Source organism: Butyricimonas sp. (genome assembly GCF_019423355.1).
GTDB classification, from domain to species: Bacteria; Bacteroidota; Bacteroidia; order Bacteroidales; family Marinifilaceae; genus Butyricimonas; species Butyricimonas faecihominis.
This window is the reverse complement of sequence record NZ_JAHZBP010000004.1, coordinates 200880-220828: the sequence shown is the minus strand read 5'-3', so window position 1 is coordinate 220828 and position 19949 is coordinate 200880. Positions and strand designations below refer to the sequence as shown.

Annotated in this window: 13 protein-coding genes; all 13 read right to left on the bottom strand. The window is 42.9% G+C overall.

The features are described from left to right. Positions 1–5: 5 nt before the first annotated feature. The 13 genes from QVC79_RS07400 to QVC79_RS07340 all read right to left on the bottom strand — a co-directional run bounded on the left by QVC79_RS07400 (position 6) and on the right by QVC79_RS07340 (position 19939). Positions 6–1178, bottom strand: a complete 1173-nt coding sequence (locus QVC79_RS07400) for a TlpA disulfide reductase family protein (RefSeq protein ID WP_270592270.1) — start codon at positions 1176–1178, stop codon at positions 6–8. Positions 1179–1202: 24 nt separating this feature from the next. Beyond that, positions 1203–1919 (bottom strand): FISUMP domain-containing protein, encoded by a 717-nt coding sequence (locus QVC79_RS07395; protein WP_270592269.1) that lies wholly within the window; start codon positions 1917–1919, stop codon positions 1203–1205. 5 nt (positions 1920–1924) lie between these two features. After that, complete coding sequence (locus QVC79_RS07390) at positions 1925–2860, bottom strand: hypothetical protein (protein WP_287642462.1); 936 nt, start codon at positions 2858–2860, stop codon at positions 1925–1927. A gap of 29 nt (positions 2861–2889) precedes the next feature. Continuing rightward, positions 2890–4503, bottom strand: a complete 1614-nt coding sequence (locus tag QVC79_RS07385; protein WP_270592267.1) for a RagB/SusD family nutrient uptake outer membrane protein — start codon at positions 4501–4503, stop codon at positions 2890–2892. A gap of 12 nt (positions 4504–4515) precedes the next feature. Further along, positions 4516–8127, bottom strand: a complete 3612-nt coding sequence (locus QVC79_RS07380; RefSeq protein WP_270592266.1) for a SusC/RagA family TonB-linked outer membrane protein — start codon at positions 8125–8127, stop codon at positions 4516–4518. Positions 8128–8272: 145 nt separating this feature from the next. Next, positions 8273–9451: a FecR family protein gene (locus QVC79_RS07375; RefSeq protein WP_270592264.1), complete on the bottom strand. Its 1179-nt coding sequence runs from the start codon at positions 9449–9451 to the stop codon at positions 8273–8275. 169 nt (positions 9452–9620) lie between these two features. Continuing rightward, positions 9621–10196, bottom strand: a complete 576-nt coding sequence (locus QVC79_RS07370; protein WP_270592262.1) for an RNA polymerase sigma factor — start codon at positions 10194–10196, stop codon at positions 9621–9623. Between the two features lie 533 nt (positions 10197–10729). Then, positions 10730–11779 carry a thioredoxin family protein gene (locus tag QVC79_RS07365; RefSeq protein WP_270592259.1) on the bottom strand — a complete coding sequence of 350 codons (1050 nt, stop codon included), beginning with the start codon at positions 11777–11779 and terminating at the stop codon, positions 10730–10732. Between the two features lie 8 nt (positions 11780–11787). Then, entirely contained in the window at positions 11788–12861 is a 1074-nt protein-coding gene (locus QVC79_RS07360; protein ID WP_270592258.1) for a TlpA disulfide reductase family protein, read from the bottom strand. A 2-nt stretch (positions 12862–12863) separates the two neighbouring features. Further along, positions 12864–13745, bottom strand: a complete 882-nt coding sequence (locus tag QVC79_RS07355; protein ID WP_270592255.1) for a hypothetical protein — start codon at positions 13743–13745, stop codon at positions 12864–12866. Positions 13746–13756: 11 nt separating this feature from the next. Further along, on the bottom strand, positions 13757–15340 hold the full coding sequence (locus tag QVC79_RS07350; protein WP_270592253.1) for a RagB/SusD family nutrient uptake outer membrane protein: 1584 nt from the start codon (positions 15338–15340) through the stop codon (positions 13757–13759). Between the two features lie 10 nt (positions 15341–15350). Further along, the gene (locus QVC79_RS07345; protein WP_270592251.1) at positions 15351–16397 is read right to left on the bottom strand and encodes a TlpA disulfide reductase family protein; all 1047 of its coding nucleotides are present in this window, start codon (positions 16395–16397) and stop codon (positions 15351–15353) included. 11 nt (positions 16398–16408) lie between these two features. Beyond that, a complete protein-coding gene (locus QVC79_RS07340; RefSeq protein WP_270592249.1) occupies positions 16409–19939 on the bottom strand; it encodes a SusC/RagA family TonB-linked outer membrane protein in 3531 nt (1176 codons plus the stop codon). Between the last annotated feature and the right edge of the window lie 10 nt (positions 19940–19949).

Below are 19949 nucleotides of genomic sequence, written 5' to 3'. Positions count from 1 at the left end.
GAACTTTACAAATTAAGTGCTTTCAACCGGGTCTCCAACTCACCACTATTATGTCCCGTAAAGATGATACGACCTTGTGAATCGATCAAAAAAAATGTCGGGATGGAACGCAAGTCATATTCGGACCTAAGCATAGACCTCCATACATCTGTCACCCGGTACTGCCCCCATGGCAATTGTTCTTCACGGAGGGCCTTTTGCCAATCCTCCTCTTTCTTGTCGGTAGAAATACTGATGAAATACACCTGATTACCGTACTCCTTGTGCATTTCCATCAAATGTGGGAAACTGGCACGACACGGCCCGCACCACGATGCCCAAAAGTCAATCAAAGTATAACCGTCCTTGTTCAACAAAGGCAATAGAGACACCTCTTCGTTTTTCGGAGTCAATATTTTTCCGTCACCTATCGGTGTACCCTGAAGGAATGCCCGCCTTGCCCGTACCGTTTCACGAAAATTGCGCAGACGGGAACAAGTATCCTGACTATAGGCAAATAATTCCTCCAAACGATCAAGATAAGCAGAATCGTAGGTAAAAGCATCAGGTAGCAATTCATCCGCCAGCAACAGGTTTACATCCAAGTGGTGCCGCTTACCAATAAAATCGAAGATTGCCTGATGCAACTGTTCTTCTGCCTCTTTGGATTTTTGGTAATCCCGAATATCCTTCGAATCGGAATAAGCCCATGCAGCACTCCTGTATCGTGCTTGCAAGGGGAGTGTTGCCTTCATATACTCGGCATAAGCATCCTGTGCCACTGAACCCATCACCACGTAATTCGCCTCTTTCAGAACGTTATACTTGCCAAATGCCAACGGTAAACTATCAATATGAGAAGTACGGAAAGTCAGGTCTCCATTCTCCACGAAGAAATTCGTTTCATAGTAGTGTAACTTGCTCTCGTCCTTATTGCCATGCCGGTTCCACCACTCGTAATTATCAAGCATAAGGAAACAGAACGTCGGTCGGTCGAGCTTGCCGGTAAGTTCAAATTTACCGTTGACAATATAACCAGACGCAACCTCTTCCCTATATTCCTGTTTTGTATAGAGTTTAATAGACATACTATCCCGCGCTCCGGGAATAGTTCCGCGAAGTACCAAATGATCTTTCTGAGCCTGACATGCCGACAGGATTACCAAACACCATAATAAAATAGAAGAAAAATGTTTCATCGTTCAAAATTGTTTATCATTCATTTACTCAATATTCCGCACACAACGCACACGCATCAATTGATCCGCAGGTACCACACCACGATAGACTTTGCCGGAGCTGTAAAGCAGTTTCCGATAATAAATCAACGGCATGGAAAAGCCTTCCTGCCAGATCGTAGAAGCACTCCAATAATATCCCATCTCCCCGATCGATAGCAAACGAAGTTGTGGTCCAAATCCATCCCGTACAACATGGCCTCCCAACTGCATGGTTAAACCGCTACCGTCCCTTCCTTCCTGAATCAACGTGGCAGTATGATTCCCTCGCCAACCTTCCTTGCTCGTTTCACCGACAGACATCCCCAAAGCCATCTCCAAACTCTTCCAATCCTCATCAGTAGGTAAACGCCAGCCATCGCCCAAAGCCTCACACGCCTCCACGGCTCCTTTATAGGTATACAGATTACCATATTCATTCAAATCCTCCTCAAAATCGAAATCCAAAATGTAACTCGACACACGTTGCGGCTCTCCCGAGTTATTCGACAATGTTTCCCCAAATTGCATTTCGTAATAAGGTGTACCGCTTTTTAGATTTTCGGTCATCCATTCCAAATCGCCATAATATACTGTCCCGTAAGTAAATTTTCCATCCGGGGTTGTCCATTTGCCCGTGGAGTCCGGTTGAACCGTGGGGTAATCATCATTACTACATGATGCGAACACCATCATCAATAAAATATATATCCATTCTTTCATAGCTGTTAAAATTTAATGCCGGTTTCACTAACCAACGGTTTGATAATATTATATTTCTCCATAACAGTCGGATAAGTGCCATACTTCTCCCGGACCTCTTCCTCAGTCATCGACAAACACATCGTGATATAAGAAATGGCATCTTCTAACGCCGAAGGGGTATAATCTTCATAGGGATTTATAATAAATCCCAATTCACATAAACCATCCTCTCCTTCCCCAAGGGTAATACCGAATAACCAAGATTTGTCATAATCGTAAACAGCATATCCCAAAGAACTCGTAAAAAAGTCATAACATGGATGATTATACAAAGAATAATAGAATGTGGGATCGCTCACATCAGCACCCCAATCGCCCAATATTTTTAGACAACAAAGTTTTTGAGCAAAAGAAATTTGACCTTCTTGAGAGAGATTCCATAGCCCGCTAACATCTATCACCATACAACGCGAATTGATGCACATCAACGACGTCCCCTTATACACCCACTCTCCATTGGGATTTATATACTGATCAATGCCATTCACGGGAAACACCGAAAACGGCAACACGTTCTTGATATAAGGCAACAACACATCTTTAAGAAATTGTGTAACTTGCTGTTTTTGGGACCAATCTGTCAAATAGTCATAAACGTAACGCCTAGACGTCGTACCGGTGATTGTCCACTCCATCGCCAACAATTCGGTCAAGTAATAAGGATTGCCGTTCTCATCTGTTCCTTGGTACTCGTGGCGCAAGGTATCGTTGAACAACAAGTAACAATCGGTATCATCGTAAAACTTCCGGCGCAATACAGATTCCGCATCCGTCGCATCTATAGCTGGAGCGAACCAATTATTTTTCTCCCCGCTGGGAGTTAAATCATCTTCTTTCTGGCATGCAGATCCTCCGATGAGTAAAAATAGCAAGCTAATATAAATAGTATGTTTCATCATATTTCTTTAATTATACATTATACATTTGTTCACTCGCCCCCCTCGGTTTCCCATGAAGAAACCACGGGGCGATTAGGACGATTATTCACGCCAAGAGTATTCTGGAAATCCCGTACTTCTTTTGGCAACGCCAGCGTATATGCTTCATCGTTCTTCTCTAAACGATAAGTATTAATGAACATCGGAGAATAACTGAGAGCCTTGTTAGCATCGGAGAAATAGGGATAAAATTCGGCATATTTATGCTCGATAACCTTCGAATACGGATACTTTTCGTTCACCATGTAACGCCTCAAATCGAACCAACGGTGCCCTTCGAGACACAATTCACGTTGCCGCTCATTACGGATCAACGTCAAAAGTACTTCCCCCGTTTCGGTAATTGTTCGACTATTGACCATCCGGCAGTCTCGCAATTTTTTCAATAACGAGCGAGCCTCGTCCTCTTTATCTAAACAAGCAGCCGCCTCCGCGGCATTTAAATAAGCCTCTGACGTGCGGAAGAGAAAACAGTCCGAAACATCGCAAGCCTTACCATAGGAACTTCTGCGGGTATCCACTTTGTTAAATACCCACTCGTTTGATGTCAGATTATTGGCCGTTCTACCTGCAAATTTCTTGACGATATAATGTGCCGTTCTCAAATCGTTCTCCCCCTCATCGTAACTAGCTGCCAAATCAGCAGAAATCGTATAGTGAAGAGCTACAGGTTCACCGTTATTGGTCATTATACACGGAGCAAGCACATGTCCGCCCATCGAGAAAATCGTTTCTGGAGACGATTTACTCAAAACGGCAGCCGAATTATCAAATCCATTCAAATCCAGCAAGTTGTCGTTCCGTTCCAAAGTTTTCTTGGCATAAGCGTATGCCTCCTCCCAATCCTGCATGTACAGGGCAACACGGCTTTTCAACAAATAGACTGCGGTCAAATTCGCCCGGTAGAAGGTGTTTTTCGGTTCCGTCTGTAGCAAGCACTCCTCTGCCTGTTGCAAATCCTTTGTAATCTGATGGTACACCTCCTCCACCGTACTTAATGTATAATCGTGATCTTCCACATAGGACGTCAACTTTAAGATCACGCCCGGTGAAGACAGATTATCCTTGCAGTAAGGTTTGCCATAAAGGTTTACCAACTGGAAATAATACAGAGCCCGCAAGAAATGCGCCTCTCCCTGTATACGGAATTTTTGAGCCTTCGCTTGGGATGTTACGGCATCATGCTCCTTGATTTCATCCAAGATAATGTTTGCCACATTTATACCGTGATATGCCTGATGCCAATCAACATCCTCCTTCTCCCGTAAATTGCCCTCATAATTCAATCCCACCTCCTGTTGCCACGTATGCCAACCAAACATTTTTGACTGGGTTGAAGCAGATGCATTGTAGTTCGTCACCGTATATACCGACAACTCGTCGGACATATAATGTGGCTTTTGGAAAGCCATATCGGCATATTCAAAAGAAATACCATAATTCCATGTGGGATAGTTCACCGGAAGATAAACCTCACCCAACAACAATTCATCCAAGTCCTGCAAGCTTTCTATCTTTGCTTCATCTTGGGAATACTCTTCCAAAAAAGAAGTACAGGAACAAGCAAAAACAATCAGTAATATGAAAATCGCTATTTTTCTCATGAGTTCTTGATTTTAAAATGATATACACAGTCCAAACGAATATTGCGGGCGGTCTGACAACTGAATAGTGGCAAAACCACTTTGTGTCGGAGCTTGTCCGTTCAACTCGCGCGAACAGATTGTAAATAGATTAGCTCCGGACAATGTCAATTCTAGACGCGACAAGCGCATTTTGTCAAGCAACTGTTGCGGGAACTGATACGTGACACTCAAATTCGAACATTTCAAGTAATTGCCGCTCACCACCCGATGGCTACCGTAATCATACATTTCCCACGCGGAATTGGCAATCGGTTGAATGTCCTTATTGTAATACGTGGTCAACGTGGACCAATGCCCGCTGTATCTTTGGTAAGCATCACTAGTCTGCGTAATGATAGCCGGAATCGTCGTATACCGTTCATCCCCCGAATGTTGCCAGCGTTTCAAATAATCGCGGCTCACATTATACTCCGGACGAATTTCATTAGCGGAGAATGTCGCATCAGCCGCACTATACATGGCAAACAGACGAACTTTGTTTCCCAAGCTATAAGCAAACGAACCACTCAAACGAATATTCTTCCAACGTAACGAAGTATTCAGACTACCGGAAACTGTTGGCTCTCGACGCCCGGAAGCCTTCAATACACGAGTATAAGTATCATATTTACTCAAACCACGCAACAACTCTCTATGGTCAGCGTAATCATCAAAAAGCGGACCACCGTCCTCCGGACTCAATCCCAAGAATTTATAGGAATAAAATGTACCCACAGCCTTCCCTTTAACTAGTGCTGTTCCGTCAAGAAAATCGCTCAGTTCATATTCATCGGAAGCGGGGTTTGATTTCATCTTATTGAAAAGTTTAGAAAAAGAAGTGGAAAACGTCCAGCGGAAATCTTCCGTGTTAATGGGAGAAACAGTAAAAGCAAAGCTGTAACCACTATTATCGACATCACCACCATTAACGATATATGAATTACCCTCCACGCCATTAACTGAAGCAATGGTTTTCTTCATAAAAGCATCCTCGATGTGCTTCCAATAACAGGATGCCTCCACTTGCAACTTGTTTTGAAACAACGAAAATTCCAATCCCAAATTATATGAAGTGGTTTTCTCCCACTTCAGGTTGGGATTAGGGTAACGCTTGATCGTCGAGGTCGGTTCGCCAAAATAGGCATTGGTCGGTTTTTTCGAGATGATCGTCGTCGGCGACTGGTCACTCAACATGTTGCCCTGATAACCAAACGAGGCCTTCAAACGAATGTAATCAATCCAATTATATTGCATCCAGTCGTGTTCGGAAATATTGTAGGCACCGGACACCGACCAAATAGGCAATAATTTATCATTACTGCGATCACCGAATTTGTTACTCCCGTCAACACGGGCATTAGCATTCAAGGTAAAATAATTATAATAGCTATAAGAAACGGAAGCATATAATGACACCGTATTATTCTTGTTATCGGTAATCACTGGCACGTTTGCCGCCAACCAATTGGCATAAGTAGGATAATCCGTCAGATTAACATTATTGACAATCGTTTTGCCTCGATCGGGATAATATCCTCTGGTTATGTTGTCATAACCTTTATAGCGGGTAGAACTCATTTCATAACCGACACTGGCATTAATATTATGTTGGTCGTCAAGACCTAAATATTTATTCGCATTCAATTGCAGGCGGACTGTATAAGTCCGGTTATCACTCTCTTTTCGAGTCAGTTCTCCACCGTATGGCAACAAACTTGTTCCTCCGACCCAAGTTTCCACACCAAAATCATTTACTCCTAAATGGTAAGGATCAGGTAACACGCCATATTCCGTTCCTCGCAACAAAGCTGCATGCCACGTTTTCTCTCCCCAATACCCCTCAATAATGGTATTTGCCACTGAATATGATGCAATGGCATTAGCATTCAACCAATCGGTAAATTTGAATTTTAAATTAGCATTTAACGTCAAACTGTTCCCCTCCTGCGTATAAGAGCTATTGTCCAGCTCATTCAGTATATTGAAATTAGCACTAGAATTATTATCTTGTTTCCGGATATAATAGGAATAATCACCTTCTTCCGTATAGACGGGAATGGTGCGACTGGTTTTATAAGCGTAGTTTATCGGAGATACCTCTTCCTGATAATAATCACGTGAAGAAACATTCCCGTTTAATCCGACGGAAGCGGTCAACCACGAAGTCAAATTGGCATCCAAGTTCAAAGCAGCAGTATAACGCTCATTACGGTTGGTCTTCACCACATCGTTATCCCGGGTATAACCAATCGACGCGTAATAACGAGCCTCCTGTGACCCACCTGAAATACTAAGTGTATGCTGATGTGAAAAACTATCTTCGGTCAACAAGTCAAACCAATCCGTATTCAACGTTTCCAAATAACTTACTTCCTTTTCAAACTGCGCGCTGGAAAGTGTATGATTATATAAATCAGTAACCAATTTTTCATACCCCACCATTGCCATATCTTCCGGATACTGGTAATGTACTGCCATCAAGTCTCGGGAAAATTGAATACGCTCCTTGGAATTCATCAATTTAATCTGTCGGTCGGTATAACGAGGACGTTGACGCATCGTGGTATTCATATTGTAAGTAACGACAGGGCGACCAACATGTCCCCGTTTCGTAGTAATAACGATAACACCATTAGCGGCCTTCGTTCCATACAATGCCGTAGCAGCAGCATCTTTCAATATATCGAGACGCTCTATATCCTGCGGGTTCAATCCGGCAATAGCATTACCGATACGATTAATGTAATCCGGATCATTCAAGGTCTCCGGCTCTATATTCACCGGATCTTGCACAATAATGCCGTCTACAACCCACAACGGTTCCCGGTTACCAATCAGAGTAGAAGTACCCCGAATACGAATTTTAGGAACCACCCCCACTTCCCCGGAGTTAGTCATAAAAACCATATCAGGGATTCGCCCTTCCAGCATCTTGTCAATGGAAGAGACTCCGGGAATCATAATATCCCCAACCTTCACGGACGTTACCGCACTGGTATTTTTCCTCCGATCCACAACCTGATAACCCGTGATCACAACCTCTTCCATCTCGCTCACCTCTTCTTCCATCACCACGCTCAACGTCTTCTCCCCCTTCCACGTTACCTCCTTCGTCTTCATTCCCACGAACGAAAATAAAAGCGTGACGCTGTCTCTCTTCGTCGTGCTAAACGTGAAATCCCCGTTGATTCCAGTAGCCACCCCGATCGAGGTTCCTTTCTCAATGATTGTCACACCGGGTAACGGTTCTCCTTTCTGGTCTCTCACAACACCTTTAATGACGGTCGTTTCTTTCTTATTGTCATCGGCTCGTTTAATAATTACTGCATTTCCAGAGATCATGTAAATCAACCCCGTGTTACGTAAACATAGATTCAATATCTCGTTTACCGTTTTATCTTTCATATCCACAGTTAAGCGAGCCACTTTGGAAACATCTTGCGTCCCATACATGAACACGAAATCAGTCTGTTTCTGGATTTCCCAAATCACCTGTTCCAGCGACGTGTTCTCCATTTTTAGCGTTACCTTGTTTCCCTGCGAGTATACTGCGGCGGATAACTGGAAACTACTAATTAGAATCAGTATTAGTTTCAATTTCATGACAAATAAAATTTTTTCCCACTTTCTTCGGCTGAAGAAAATGGTTTCTTGGTTTTTTTTCATAATTTTGAATGATTAAAAGTGTAACGAACTTTAATTTTAAGAGAGATGCGTTTCGTGTAGCCAGCACTGACGCATCTTTTTATTATTCTGTGCTAGAGATATATAACATATTGTCCACTTGTGTAATATTTACTAATCCTGTCTTTTTGAGCATCTCGATTATCGGGTTCATGTCATTGTACCGATCCAAGCGGGCACCTATCTGTAGCTTTTTAGCTCCCTCATCAATAAAACGATACTTCACCCCATACCATCGGGACAAATAGGACATCATCTCTTCCAAGGTCTCGTTCCTGAAAATAAATTTCCCGGTATGCCAAGCCGTGTAAAGAGTCACGTCAATCGGTTTCACTTCCATTTTTCCCGTTTCTTTCATATATACAGCTTGTTCTCCGGGAACGATTTCCTCGCTATTTTCTCCCGCATACACGGCGACTTTACCCGACACCAAAGTTGTCGCAATACTATTCTCATCACTGTAAGAACGTAAATTGAAGGAAGTTCCCAGTACTTTCACGTCCACGTCATTGGCTTTGACAATAAAAGGATGGGTAGCATCTTTTCTCACTTCAAAATATGCCTCCCCTTCCAGCACCACGACTCTCTCTTCTTTCCGAAACTTAGTCGGGAACTTTAATTTTGTCTCTGCATTCAAGAATACTCTTGTTCCATCCGAAAGTGTCAGCATATATTCCATTCCCGTCAAAGTTTGCACCGTATTCATGACCTCAGCCGTGTCCACCGTTTCTTGCGTGGAATAATCAATACCTATCGAATCCGTGACAATCTTTGTTCCATCCACCTCTTTCAACTCGACAGCCCGGTCTTTTAACACATCCACCACGCTACCATCGCCCAAGGTCAAGCGAGCTCCCGTTGTTCCCGCCGCAATCTGGTATAAAACCGGAACTTCCTCTCTTACCTCTTCACTAATCCACCAATAATATACCCCGGCAGACAAGAGGACAAGCACAACCGCCGCATATCTCACACCCCATTTCCAAGACGGGAGTTTCCGAACTTTTGCATCCCCTATTTTCTTATCCATTTTACTCCACGCTTCTTCCACCTGAAATTTATCCAGAACCCTCCGGTTCTCCTCGTATTCCTCCGGATTCAATAGCCGATCAACAAAAGCCCGATGCCTATCGCTCTCTTTTACCCACTCCCCAAAATCCTGCTCATCCTGTTCTGTCTGCGAACCGGTAAAGAAAGCTGCCATGATCTCGGCAATCCTGAAATGTTTGTTTGTTAGTTTCATAATTTCATTCTAATCTCTTCCACATAAGTATAACAATCTCGTTTCAAAACAGGGGTAGTCTAAAAAATTGAAAATTGAAAATGGAGAATTGAAAATGGGAGTAATCAATTCATAATCAAAATATTCCTCTTAGATATTTTTTCAAAAAAAATCTATATAACTCCGGAGATTATATAAACAATAGGAGATAAAAATGCTCTTTTAACTGTTCCCGCAATTTACGATAAGCTGTTTTTTTCAAAGCATGAACCGTCCCCTCGGCAATCCCCATCTCACTGGCAATCTGTGGATTTTTCAATCCTTCCATAGCATACTTGATGATGGTTCTCATCTGAGGGGGCAAACCCTCAATGGCTTTTCGAACCAACATATAAGTTTCTTGCTCGATAACCTCTTCTTGAAAATATTCTTCTGATTCCCGGTTAGCCTCGTCCACGTATGCCTGATTTACTTGCTCCCGTTTCAAGTAATTCAAACACCGGTTACGTGCCACCATATAAAGAAATCCCTTTACTTTATATATATCCTCGAAATCAGCTCGCTTCTCCCAATAACTCAATAGTGTCTCTTGCGCGATATCCTTGCATTGCTCCTCGTTCTTCACATACTTTGAGGCAAATACACATAGGATAGGATAATAATCTCCAAAGAACTCTTTAAACGAGTTCTTATCTCCCTCCCTTATATCTGCCACGATATTCCGCATATTACACTCAATCTGTTTTTTCCAATTCCATTGACTCATTATTGGTCATCTGATCTACATACAAAAATACATAATAAATCGTACAATCAAAATCTTCAGATTTTCCGGAGGAAAAATATTAAACATATTGGGTCAAAAAGGGGCTATCCAAAAAGTCTTATCCAGTATCTACAAGCTACCCCCTCCAGCTCCCTCTATAAACAGGGGGAGAGCTGAGGTACTCTCCGCCTTCGGGAAAAGGTCCTTCATTCTAAATTCTAAATTCTAAATTCTAAACTCCTTCTACCTTCCCAACTGCCCCCAACCGTCAATAACGCTTCAAGGCACCTTAAGGGCAGGTTCACGTTTTTGGGGGAAAATTACCGGATTATGAGTAACAAGTGTTCGACACTTGTCGAAGACTTATCGAACACTTGTCGAACACTTGTCGAACAATTACAGAAGGTGTCGTTAATGAGCCACGAAGGTTACCAGCATCTTACCTGCCTCTCGCCCCCTTCCCGGCCTACTCTTTATACATATTTGGACAGCCCCTTTAAAAGCCACTACTTATGATGTAATAGCCAATTTTTCTATTCATTTCCTTTCAGATTCCATACTTCTCTCAAACTTTCCAATTTATCTTCCTCATCCGGGAAATATTGTTTATATGCCCAAACAAAAGTACGTCCATATTGTTCCGCTTCCGGGAAAGTAGCAATCTTGTTTATAGATTTCTTTACCTGATCCGCCTGTCCGAAATAACAGGCAGAGGCGACATCACACCAAGCCAAGAAAAAAGCCTTGTCCGGTAAATCCGAAATCTCGATTAACGAACGCATATAAGGCATTTCGTTTGCTTCTCCACAATTCCAAGGATTCTCTTTGCTCGTAATCCGTCCCGTCGTATTATTAATCAAATGATCAAACAACATGGTACGAATGATCTCGAAAGATCCCGTCTCTCGTCCTTTTCCTGCAATTTTAGCTCTATTCTCCACGAAGAACTTAAAACGGGGAGTAAATAAATCACCATACTTCAATTGCTCGTAAACCACCCAATAACGTTCATTCAATTTCTCTTTGGGAGACAATAACTGAAAGAGCGAATCGGTCAATCTTTTCACCTCGTTCTTCATGTAAGCCTCCTCAAACACTTGAATTGCTATCGGAATCTCTCTTTTTTGAAGTGTTCCTTTCTCGTATTTCTCCATAAGACATTTCCATGATGTTCTCTCTTTTAGACCCCGTTCCACTCGTGGTATAAAAAGTTTTAAAGTATCTGCCCCCACGACTTTATGTTGCAACGTGCCGTCCGGTAACAACATCAAAAAAGTAGGATAGGCATGAACATCATATTTTTTAGCAAACTCCACGCCATCCCCTTTCTCCGCATCAATTTTAAAGCACACGAAATGTTTATCAAAATACGTCGCGGCCTCCGGCGTCTGCAAAACTTCCTCACTCATCCAACGGCAAGGCCCACACCAAGAGGTGTAAACGTCCACGAATACCATTTTCTTTTGTTGTCTCGCCACATTTAACGCAGATTGCAGGTCTCCTTCCAGAAACTTCACTCCATGTTGTGAGTACCCGTTAATCGTTAACAGGCAAATCAATATACTTAAAATCATCCTGTTCATACCCAATACTATTTACACAAACGTTCAACTTCTCGTTCAACATCCCCTATACCTCCCGGATTACTAATCACCTTTCCTTCCTTGTCCAGAATCAGAAAATAGGGAACCCCGCCTGTTTGATATTTCGTCAAAAAATCCTTGTATCCCTCCTTTGTGAGTACATACTGGGGCCACGTAGCCTTCTCCCTTTCAATCGCGGCTTTCCAAGCCTTCAAATTTGTATCACAAGAAACTCCGATCACCGCAAAAGTATCAGGGAACCGCTCCACTAATTTCTTTACATTGGGAATTGCCGCCATGCAAGGCCCGCACCACGTCGCCCAGAAATCAACCAACAGGTATTTTCCTTGAGGAATAACCTCCGACAAATTACAGGCCTTCCCTTCCACGTCATTTAAAGCCAGATTCACAATAGCGCTATTTTTCACGGTCTGTTTGGCATACTCACAATTCTTCCTAAAGACCTTAAAGCGAACGGGGTCCGCGGGAAGAGAAACAATAGCTTTTTCCAACTTCTCGACCTCTTCCCTCGTTAATTCATAACCGCCCCGCATCATGATATTCCCCAAATAAGCCGATATCACGGAATGAGGATGCGAAAGAATAAATTCCCATTGTTTCTCTTTACTCTCTGTATCTTTCACAATCGAAAGATTATACATATTAAAATCTTCCTGCACTTCTCCCCCTGTAACCTTAAAACAAGGAGTTATCGGGTCCGAAAATGGAATACTATCATAATGAACCGTCTCCACGGTCATTTCCACGTTATCCACGAACACCGGGGTGTAAGTCCATCTAATCCTCTCCGTTTCATCCAAATCAGAAACAAGAGCCAGATTATTCGTAATCAAGGTACACAGCATCGGACTTTCCACCCGTCCTCGAAGTTCGAAACAACCATTTTTCACGGTTGTTTCAACAATTACCTCCGAAGATACGGTTTCCGCCGTTAAAAGCGAAACATGAATACCATCTTTCATCCCGGGTATTTGTCCCTTGATGACAAACTCCTTTTCTTGAGCCGAAACCCCGGCTCCAACAAAAGACAGCAACAAACTGATTATAATCAACCTTTTCATAACTAATACACGTTTACACCATATTTTCTCAACACGTTCACCATTTCCTCCATCTTCTCTATGACAACAGGATACTCGGCATACGTTTCCCGGAATTCCGTTTCAGACAAGCTAAAGATCTCCTCCACGTAAGCCAAAACATCCGTACTCTTGGAATTAAAAGTCATCGTCCAACTAGAAGCATACGTCGGTAAAAATCCGACACTTTCCACGGGAGTGGGTACATTCCACGAAGAAATATCATAATAATCTGTACTATAACTATAAAAAACGGCAAGATCACCATCCTTGATCAAAGAAAGGTTATTAACAATCATCGCTTTCATGATCTCGTTCTTCAAGGTCTCTTTCTCCTCATCCGAAACCGTCGCAATATCCCCTAGAGCAATCGCGGTTGCTTGCATTCCTGAATAAACGGCAACTTCACTTGGAACATACGTTCCATAAAAATTATCAAAAAACACCAATCGATCCATCAACAGAATAGAATAGGGATAAAACAATTCCGGCAAATCACTTAATAACTCATCTTGTACAAACTTTGTTGCAACCTCCTTTTTCCCGATAACCTGATAAGGGAAAAATTCAAGTGAATCCACATAATAAGTACCGGAACTCATATTCCACATAAAATCAATCACCTGCCATTCTATAACGGTCTTTCCCGATAACGTTGTAATATTCCGACATCCCAATGTATCACTAAACAACAAATACACTCCGGTTTTGTCAAAAAATTCCCGACGCAACTCGGCCTCCTCTCCCGTCGCATCCTCCGGCACCGCAAAGAAATTCACCTCAAACTGGTCATTACTTGGCCAGTCTTCCTTGCTGCAAGCCCATAAACCGACCGCAATCACAAATCCCAATATATACTTCTTCATTGCTTTCATCATTAATTGTTTACATCTTCATATCTTCTCTCGTTCCGAGGATTATCAAGCATTCCCGTATTCTTATCAATCTCCGCTTTAGGCAAAGGCATCACCCAAGCGGGATCATCCGTCGTCAACACAAATTTCCGAGTCCATAACGTTTCATATTCGTAAGTCGAGCTATTATACGCCTTGTTGACATAAACATGCTCCACCGTCACTTCCTGCGGATACTTTTCTGCCACCCGGTAACGCCTTAAATCAAACCAACGATGTCCTTCCAAGCAAAGTTCACGTCTCCGTTCCTCCCGGATAAACTGCACGAGGCTCTCTCCTGCAAGACTGTTTACTTCCGATTCATCAAAAGCCTCCCGCTTAATTCTTTTCTCTCGCAAAGTATTTAAAGCTTTCCTTGCCGTCGGTTCATCATCGGCACAAGCCGCCGCTTCAGCCAAATTCAACCACGCCTCTGCCGTCCGCATCAGGAAAACATCTGACAAATCCGGTGTCTGAAAAGTCTCTCCTTGCAATTTCCGATAACGAATAGACCCATCATAGTCCGGAACAAAATATTCCAAACGCAAATCTATTGGATTTTGAGGATTATATGCCTCGTACAACTCGTTAGAAATTCGCACATCATTACCGCTGACAAACCCCGTTTCCATCCCATCATTACGAGAATAAAACGTCACGTTTCCGGGTAATGAAGACGCCCCGGTTGAAAAAATCAATTCCGATAAATTCGTATTCAAAAACTCTTCCCCGGAAAAACTATTCAAGTCTTCCAGCCGAGGCCCGTTTTCCGTTACCAAAGCGGCATATTTCTCCGCCTCGTCATATAAACACATATACAAATACACCCGGCTTAACATCAATCTCACGGCATTTATATCCGCCCTCCACACGGATTTCTTCGGAACATCTTTCAGAAACTTCTCCGCATCGAGTAAATCCGCCACAATCTGTTCATACACTTCCGCCACGGAATTTCGACTGTAATATTTATCTTCCACGTAATTTGATGTCTTGATCGGGACTGCCGGATCACTCTCGGCCGTTGACGCCACGTAGGGTTTCCCGTAAAAATTAACCAGCAAGAAATAATAGCTTCCCCGTAAAAAATAACATTCTCCCTTAATCCGGTTCACGTTCTGCACATCTTCCTCTTCCGTCATCTCCTCAAATGCTTTCGTCTCCTCCAAAATCATATTACAAGCATTGATATGGGAGTACAGATGTCTGAAATCCGCCCCGTCATCCCATACTTGTTTCCCCTCCACGTCCTCATAAACACGGTACTGCCAAGTGTAATATCCATAAATGGTTCCACAAGCACTAGCGGTAACCCACGAATCTCCTCCCGTCTGTTGACACAATTCGTCAGCCATCACGTGAATCCACGGATAATAAAGCTCCCCGGATATTCCGGAAAACTGCCAACTATTACTCGTCTGATACCTCTCGAAATAAGCATTCCCCAATAACAATTCATCCAGATCCTCATAACTCCGGATATAAGCCTTATCCTGCGAATACTCTTCGAGAAATCCCGAACATCCGAATAGCGCAAAGACACAAATAATTATATATAATTTTTTCATATTGATTGTATTACATATTATTAAAAAAAGAATCCACCTTCTTCTCCAAATCTTCACCACGCAAATCTACGGCAACAATTTTTCCCTCCGGATCCAATAAAAACATCTTCGGGATACCGGTTACATGATAACGTTTTGCCACAGGACAATCCCATCCTTTCAACGAAGACACATGAACCCACGGCAAATCCAATTCAGCAATCGCCGTAATCCAAGCTTCCCGCTTATCATCCAGAGAAACACTGTAAATCTCGAATCCTCGATCCTTATATTTTTCATAGATCATTTTCAAATTCGGGATCTCTTTCCGACAAGGACCGCACCAAGAAGCCCAAAAGTCCACTAACACATACTTTCCCCGCAAAGAATACAGGGTCAAGTGATTTCCATCCACGTCCGGCAAATCAATATCCGGTGCAATTCCACCCAAACTCGTCGGCTTCATATCATCAATACTAGCCTTCAATGATTTTCCGGGGAAAGAAGTTTTCACGTCAGGAGTCAATCGTTCATAATTCTTCTCGATCGCCGGTAAAGAATACTTTGACGCGAGCAAATCCTCCATAAAATAAGCAATCGCTTTCCGGTTCAAATTCGAGTCAATATATGACTCGATCAAAGCATCCGGTCCCTCACCGCTATCACCGAACGCCATGGCGAACACGCGTAACATTTGGATTCCTTGCACTTTATCCATTACCGTTTGTTCGGGACTACCCTGTAACACGAATGAATTTTTCACCGTGGTATCCCCTTGAAAACCTTCCACTTCAATTTCAACGGGTTCTCCATCCAATAAAACAGGCCTAAAATACGTCCCAAATTCCAACATTCCCCGCCCAACTTGATTGATCGGTTTCTCCAGATGAAATCGCCCATCTTTCACGATAACTGAATCAATCACTTTATCCTGATTCTCACCCCAACCCTCTAAAAGGCGCACGACCTGTCCGTCAGCCCCTTTCCAAGTTCCTGAAATCGTATATTTCATTTGACGATCACATCCTGTTGTCAGAAACACGACTAAAGCAAGAAAAGAAAATACAACTCTACTCATTTCCTACAAATTTAAAATGTCACGTTTAATCCAAAAGTAAAAGTCGGTCGCTCAGATAACTGGACCTCGGTAAAGCCACTCTGCACCGGTGTCTGACCTTTCAGTTTACTTGAAGTCCAGATAAACGGATTACTAACAGAGGCTGAAACTTCCAACAAAGAAATTCCCCAACGTGCTGCATCAAACGAGTAAGTCAATCCTAAATTCGTACACTTCAAATAATCGGCACGAACCACCCGGGCATTACTATAGTTATACATCTCCCACCGTGTACTCGCAATCTCCGGCACTTGCCCGGAAGTATAACCCGACCAGTGATATAAATTAGCTGACGAACTTCCATCCGCAATAAAAGCCGGAATATCCGTGTAATCCTCATCACCCGCATGTTGCCAACGTTTCAAAAAAACTTTATTCAAATTACTCTCCGGACGAATCCGGGCTGAATTATCCGAGTACAACTTGAACAATCGTGTTTTAGCCCCCAAACTGTAAGTAAATGCCGCGTTCAATCGCCAACGTTTATAATTCACCGTCGTATTCAATCCTCCGAATACCGTCGGTTCCCTTCGTCCGGACTCCTCCAACACCTGCGTGAATGTCTCGTATTTTGTCGCCCCGTAAAGTTTTTCTTTTTCATCTTCCATATCATCAAACAAGGGAAGTCCATTTTCCGGGTCTAACCCGATAAACTTATAAGAATAGAATGAACTCACGGCCTTTCCTTTCACCACGGCTGTCCCGTTCAGAAAGTTTGAACGTTCAAACTGATCGGCTGAAGGAAGAGTACTTACCTCATTATTCGCATGGGAAAATGAAGTAGAAATGTACCAGCGTAAATCCTCTGTCTTTATCGGACTTACCGTGAATGAAACATCGTACCCACTATTCACCACCTCACCCCCGTTCACCACGTACGAGGCCATTCCATTCACCTCGGATATTTCCTTTTCCATATAAGCATCAGTGGTCTTTTTCCGATAATAAGCGGCGCTCACCATCAAACGACGTTTAAACATAGAAAATTCCACACCAAGATTCAATGATCCCGTTTTCTCCCATTTCAATGCTGGATTCGGGTAAATACTTATGGTCGATACATACTCCCCGTAATGATCATCTTCCGGTTTTTTGCTAATAACCATCACCGGAGACTGATTGTCCAGCATATTTCCTTGATACCCGTAAGACATCTTCAAACGCAAATCATCGAACCAATCCCCATCACCCGTGAAATGTTCCGCAATATTATAAGTAAACGAGGCTGACCAAATCGGTAAAATCTTATCATTACTTCTTTCCCCGAATTGATTCGAACCGTCATAACGCATATTGGCATTCACCGTGAATAAATCCCCGTAACTGTATGACACACTGCCATACCACGACAACATATTACTCAAGTTATCCGTTATTTGCGGCACATTCGTCGCAGCCCATTCATCATACGACGGGTAAGTTCCCGGAGCTACCGTGACAAACTGTTTTCCCCGTTCCGGATCATATCCCCGAGTAACATTCTGATAGGCATCATATTTTGTAGAATTTACCTCCATTCCGGCAGAGGCATTTATATTATGTTGCTGGTTTGCACCCCAATACCGATTCAAGTCAGCCTGCAAACGAAACATATATGCCTTGTTCCTGACATTTTGCACGGTCAACTCCCCCCCCTTCGGCATGAGCGAACTCTCTTCCAGCTTATCCCCGTAATTACTTTTCCGGATTTTTGCGGCATAAAAACTTTTCGGTCCCCAGTATCCCTCTATATCTGTATTCGTAACAGAATAGGACAAGATTGTTCCTATTTTTAACCACTCCCAAGGTTTTATATCCAGATTCGCACGGAATGTCACGGCAGAACTCTCTTGTTTTTTACTACTATTCTCCAACTCGTTCAATACATTATAATCATAATAATAGAATGATCCTCCCGGTATCTGATAGAAACTATACTCTCCATCTTCCGTGTAAGCAGGAATAGCACGACTGGTATTATATGCGTAATCAATTGGTGCAATCTCACTCTGATAATATTTCCGTTTCGAAGTATTAGCATTCATATTAAACGAGGCTGCCAACCAAGACGTGAAATTCATATCCAAATTCAAAGTACCCGTGTATCGTCTGTCCAGATTCGGTTTCACCACGTCCTCCTCAATATTCACTCCAACCGATGAATAATAGCGGATTTTCTCTGTACCTCCCGTCACGCTCAACGTGTGAGAAGAAGATAAGGCATCCCGTGTTAATAACTTAAACCAATCCGTGTTTGTTTTTCCAAGATAAGCGACCTGATTTTCGAACTCCTTGTAGGTAATCGTTCGATTATACAAATCTCGTAATAACTTTTCATATCCTACCCATGTCACATTCGAGGAATACTGGTACCCCGCTTCCGCCAACTCTCTGGAAACACCCAATCGTTCCTTGGCACTCATCAAATCTATATTTCGATCCGAATAACGAGGCCTTAGCTTCAACGTGGCTGTTCCACGATAAGAAATTTGCGGTTCCCCGACGTGTCCCCGTTTCGTGGTAATCACGATTACACCATTAGCTGCCTTCGTACCATAAAGAGCCGTGGCAGAAGCATCCTTCAACACGTCGATACGTTCAATATCCTGCGGATTCAACCCGGAAATAGCATTACCGATACGATTTATATAATCCGGATCATTCAACTCATCGGGAGAAATCTGCACGGGATCTTGAACAATCACCCCGTCAACCACCCACAACGGTTCCCGGTTACCAATCAACGTTGAAGTACCCCTAATTCGGATTCTAGGAGCTACTCCCGATTCTCCGGAATTTGTCATCACCATCAAATCAGGAATCTGACCTTCCAGCATCTTGTCTATTGTCGTTACACCGGGAATCATAATATCTTCCATTTTCACCGAGTTAATAGCACTCGTGGACTTCCGACGGTCAATCACTTGGTAACCGGTAATCACCACCTCATCCATTTCGTTCACCTCTTCTTCCATCACCACGCTCAACGCCTTCTCTCCCTTCCACATTACCTCCTTTGTCCTCATTCCCACGAACGAAAATACCAGCACCATCGAATCCCGTCGAGGAAGTGTCATCGTGAAATCACCATTATTCGCCGTGGCAACACCTGTTGTCGTTCCTTTCAATACCACGGTTACTCCCGGCAATCCACTCCCTCGGGTATCTTTTACCACTCCCTTCACCGTAACTATTTTCGAACTATCCGAAGCAAACGACGATAAATTCCGCTTAATCACGACCACTTTTCCTTGAATCTCGTAATACAGCCCTGTACCTTTCAGCACCTCGTTCAAAATGTTTTCCAAAGGAGCATCTTTAAACACGGCATTCATCTTATGAATCCCTGTCACGTCCGTAACGTTATAAAAGAATGTTATATCACTCTTTTTTTCCAATGCCCAGATCACCTCTTCCAATGTCACGCCCTTCAAATCTAGGCTCATTCTGGCATGTTGCGCCCGTACATTTGCCGATATTGACATGACGGTACATAATAACAGACACGTACACAATTTCATCATCCTAAAAATT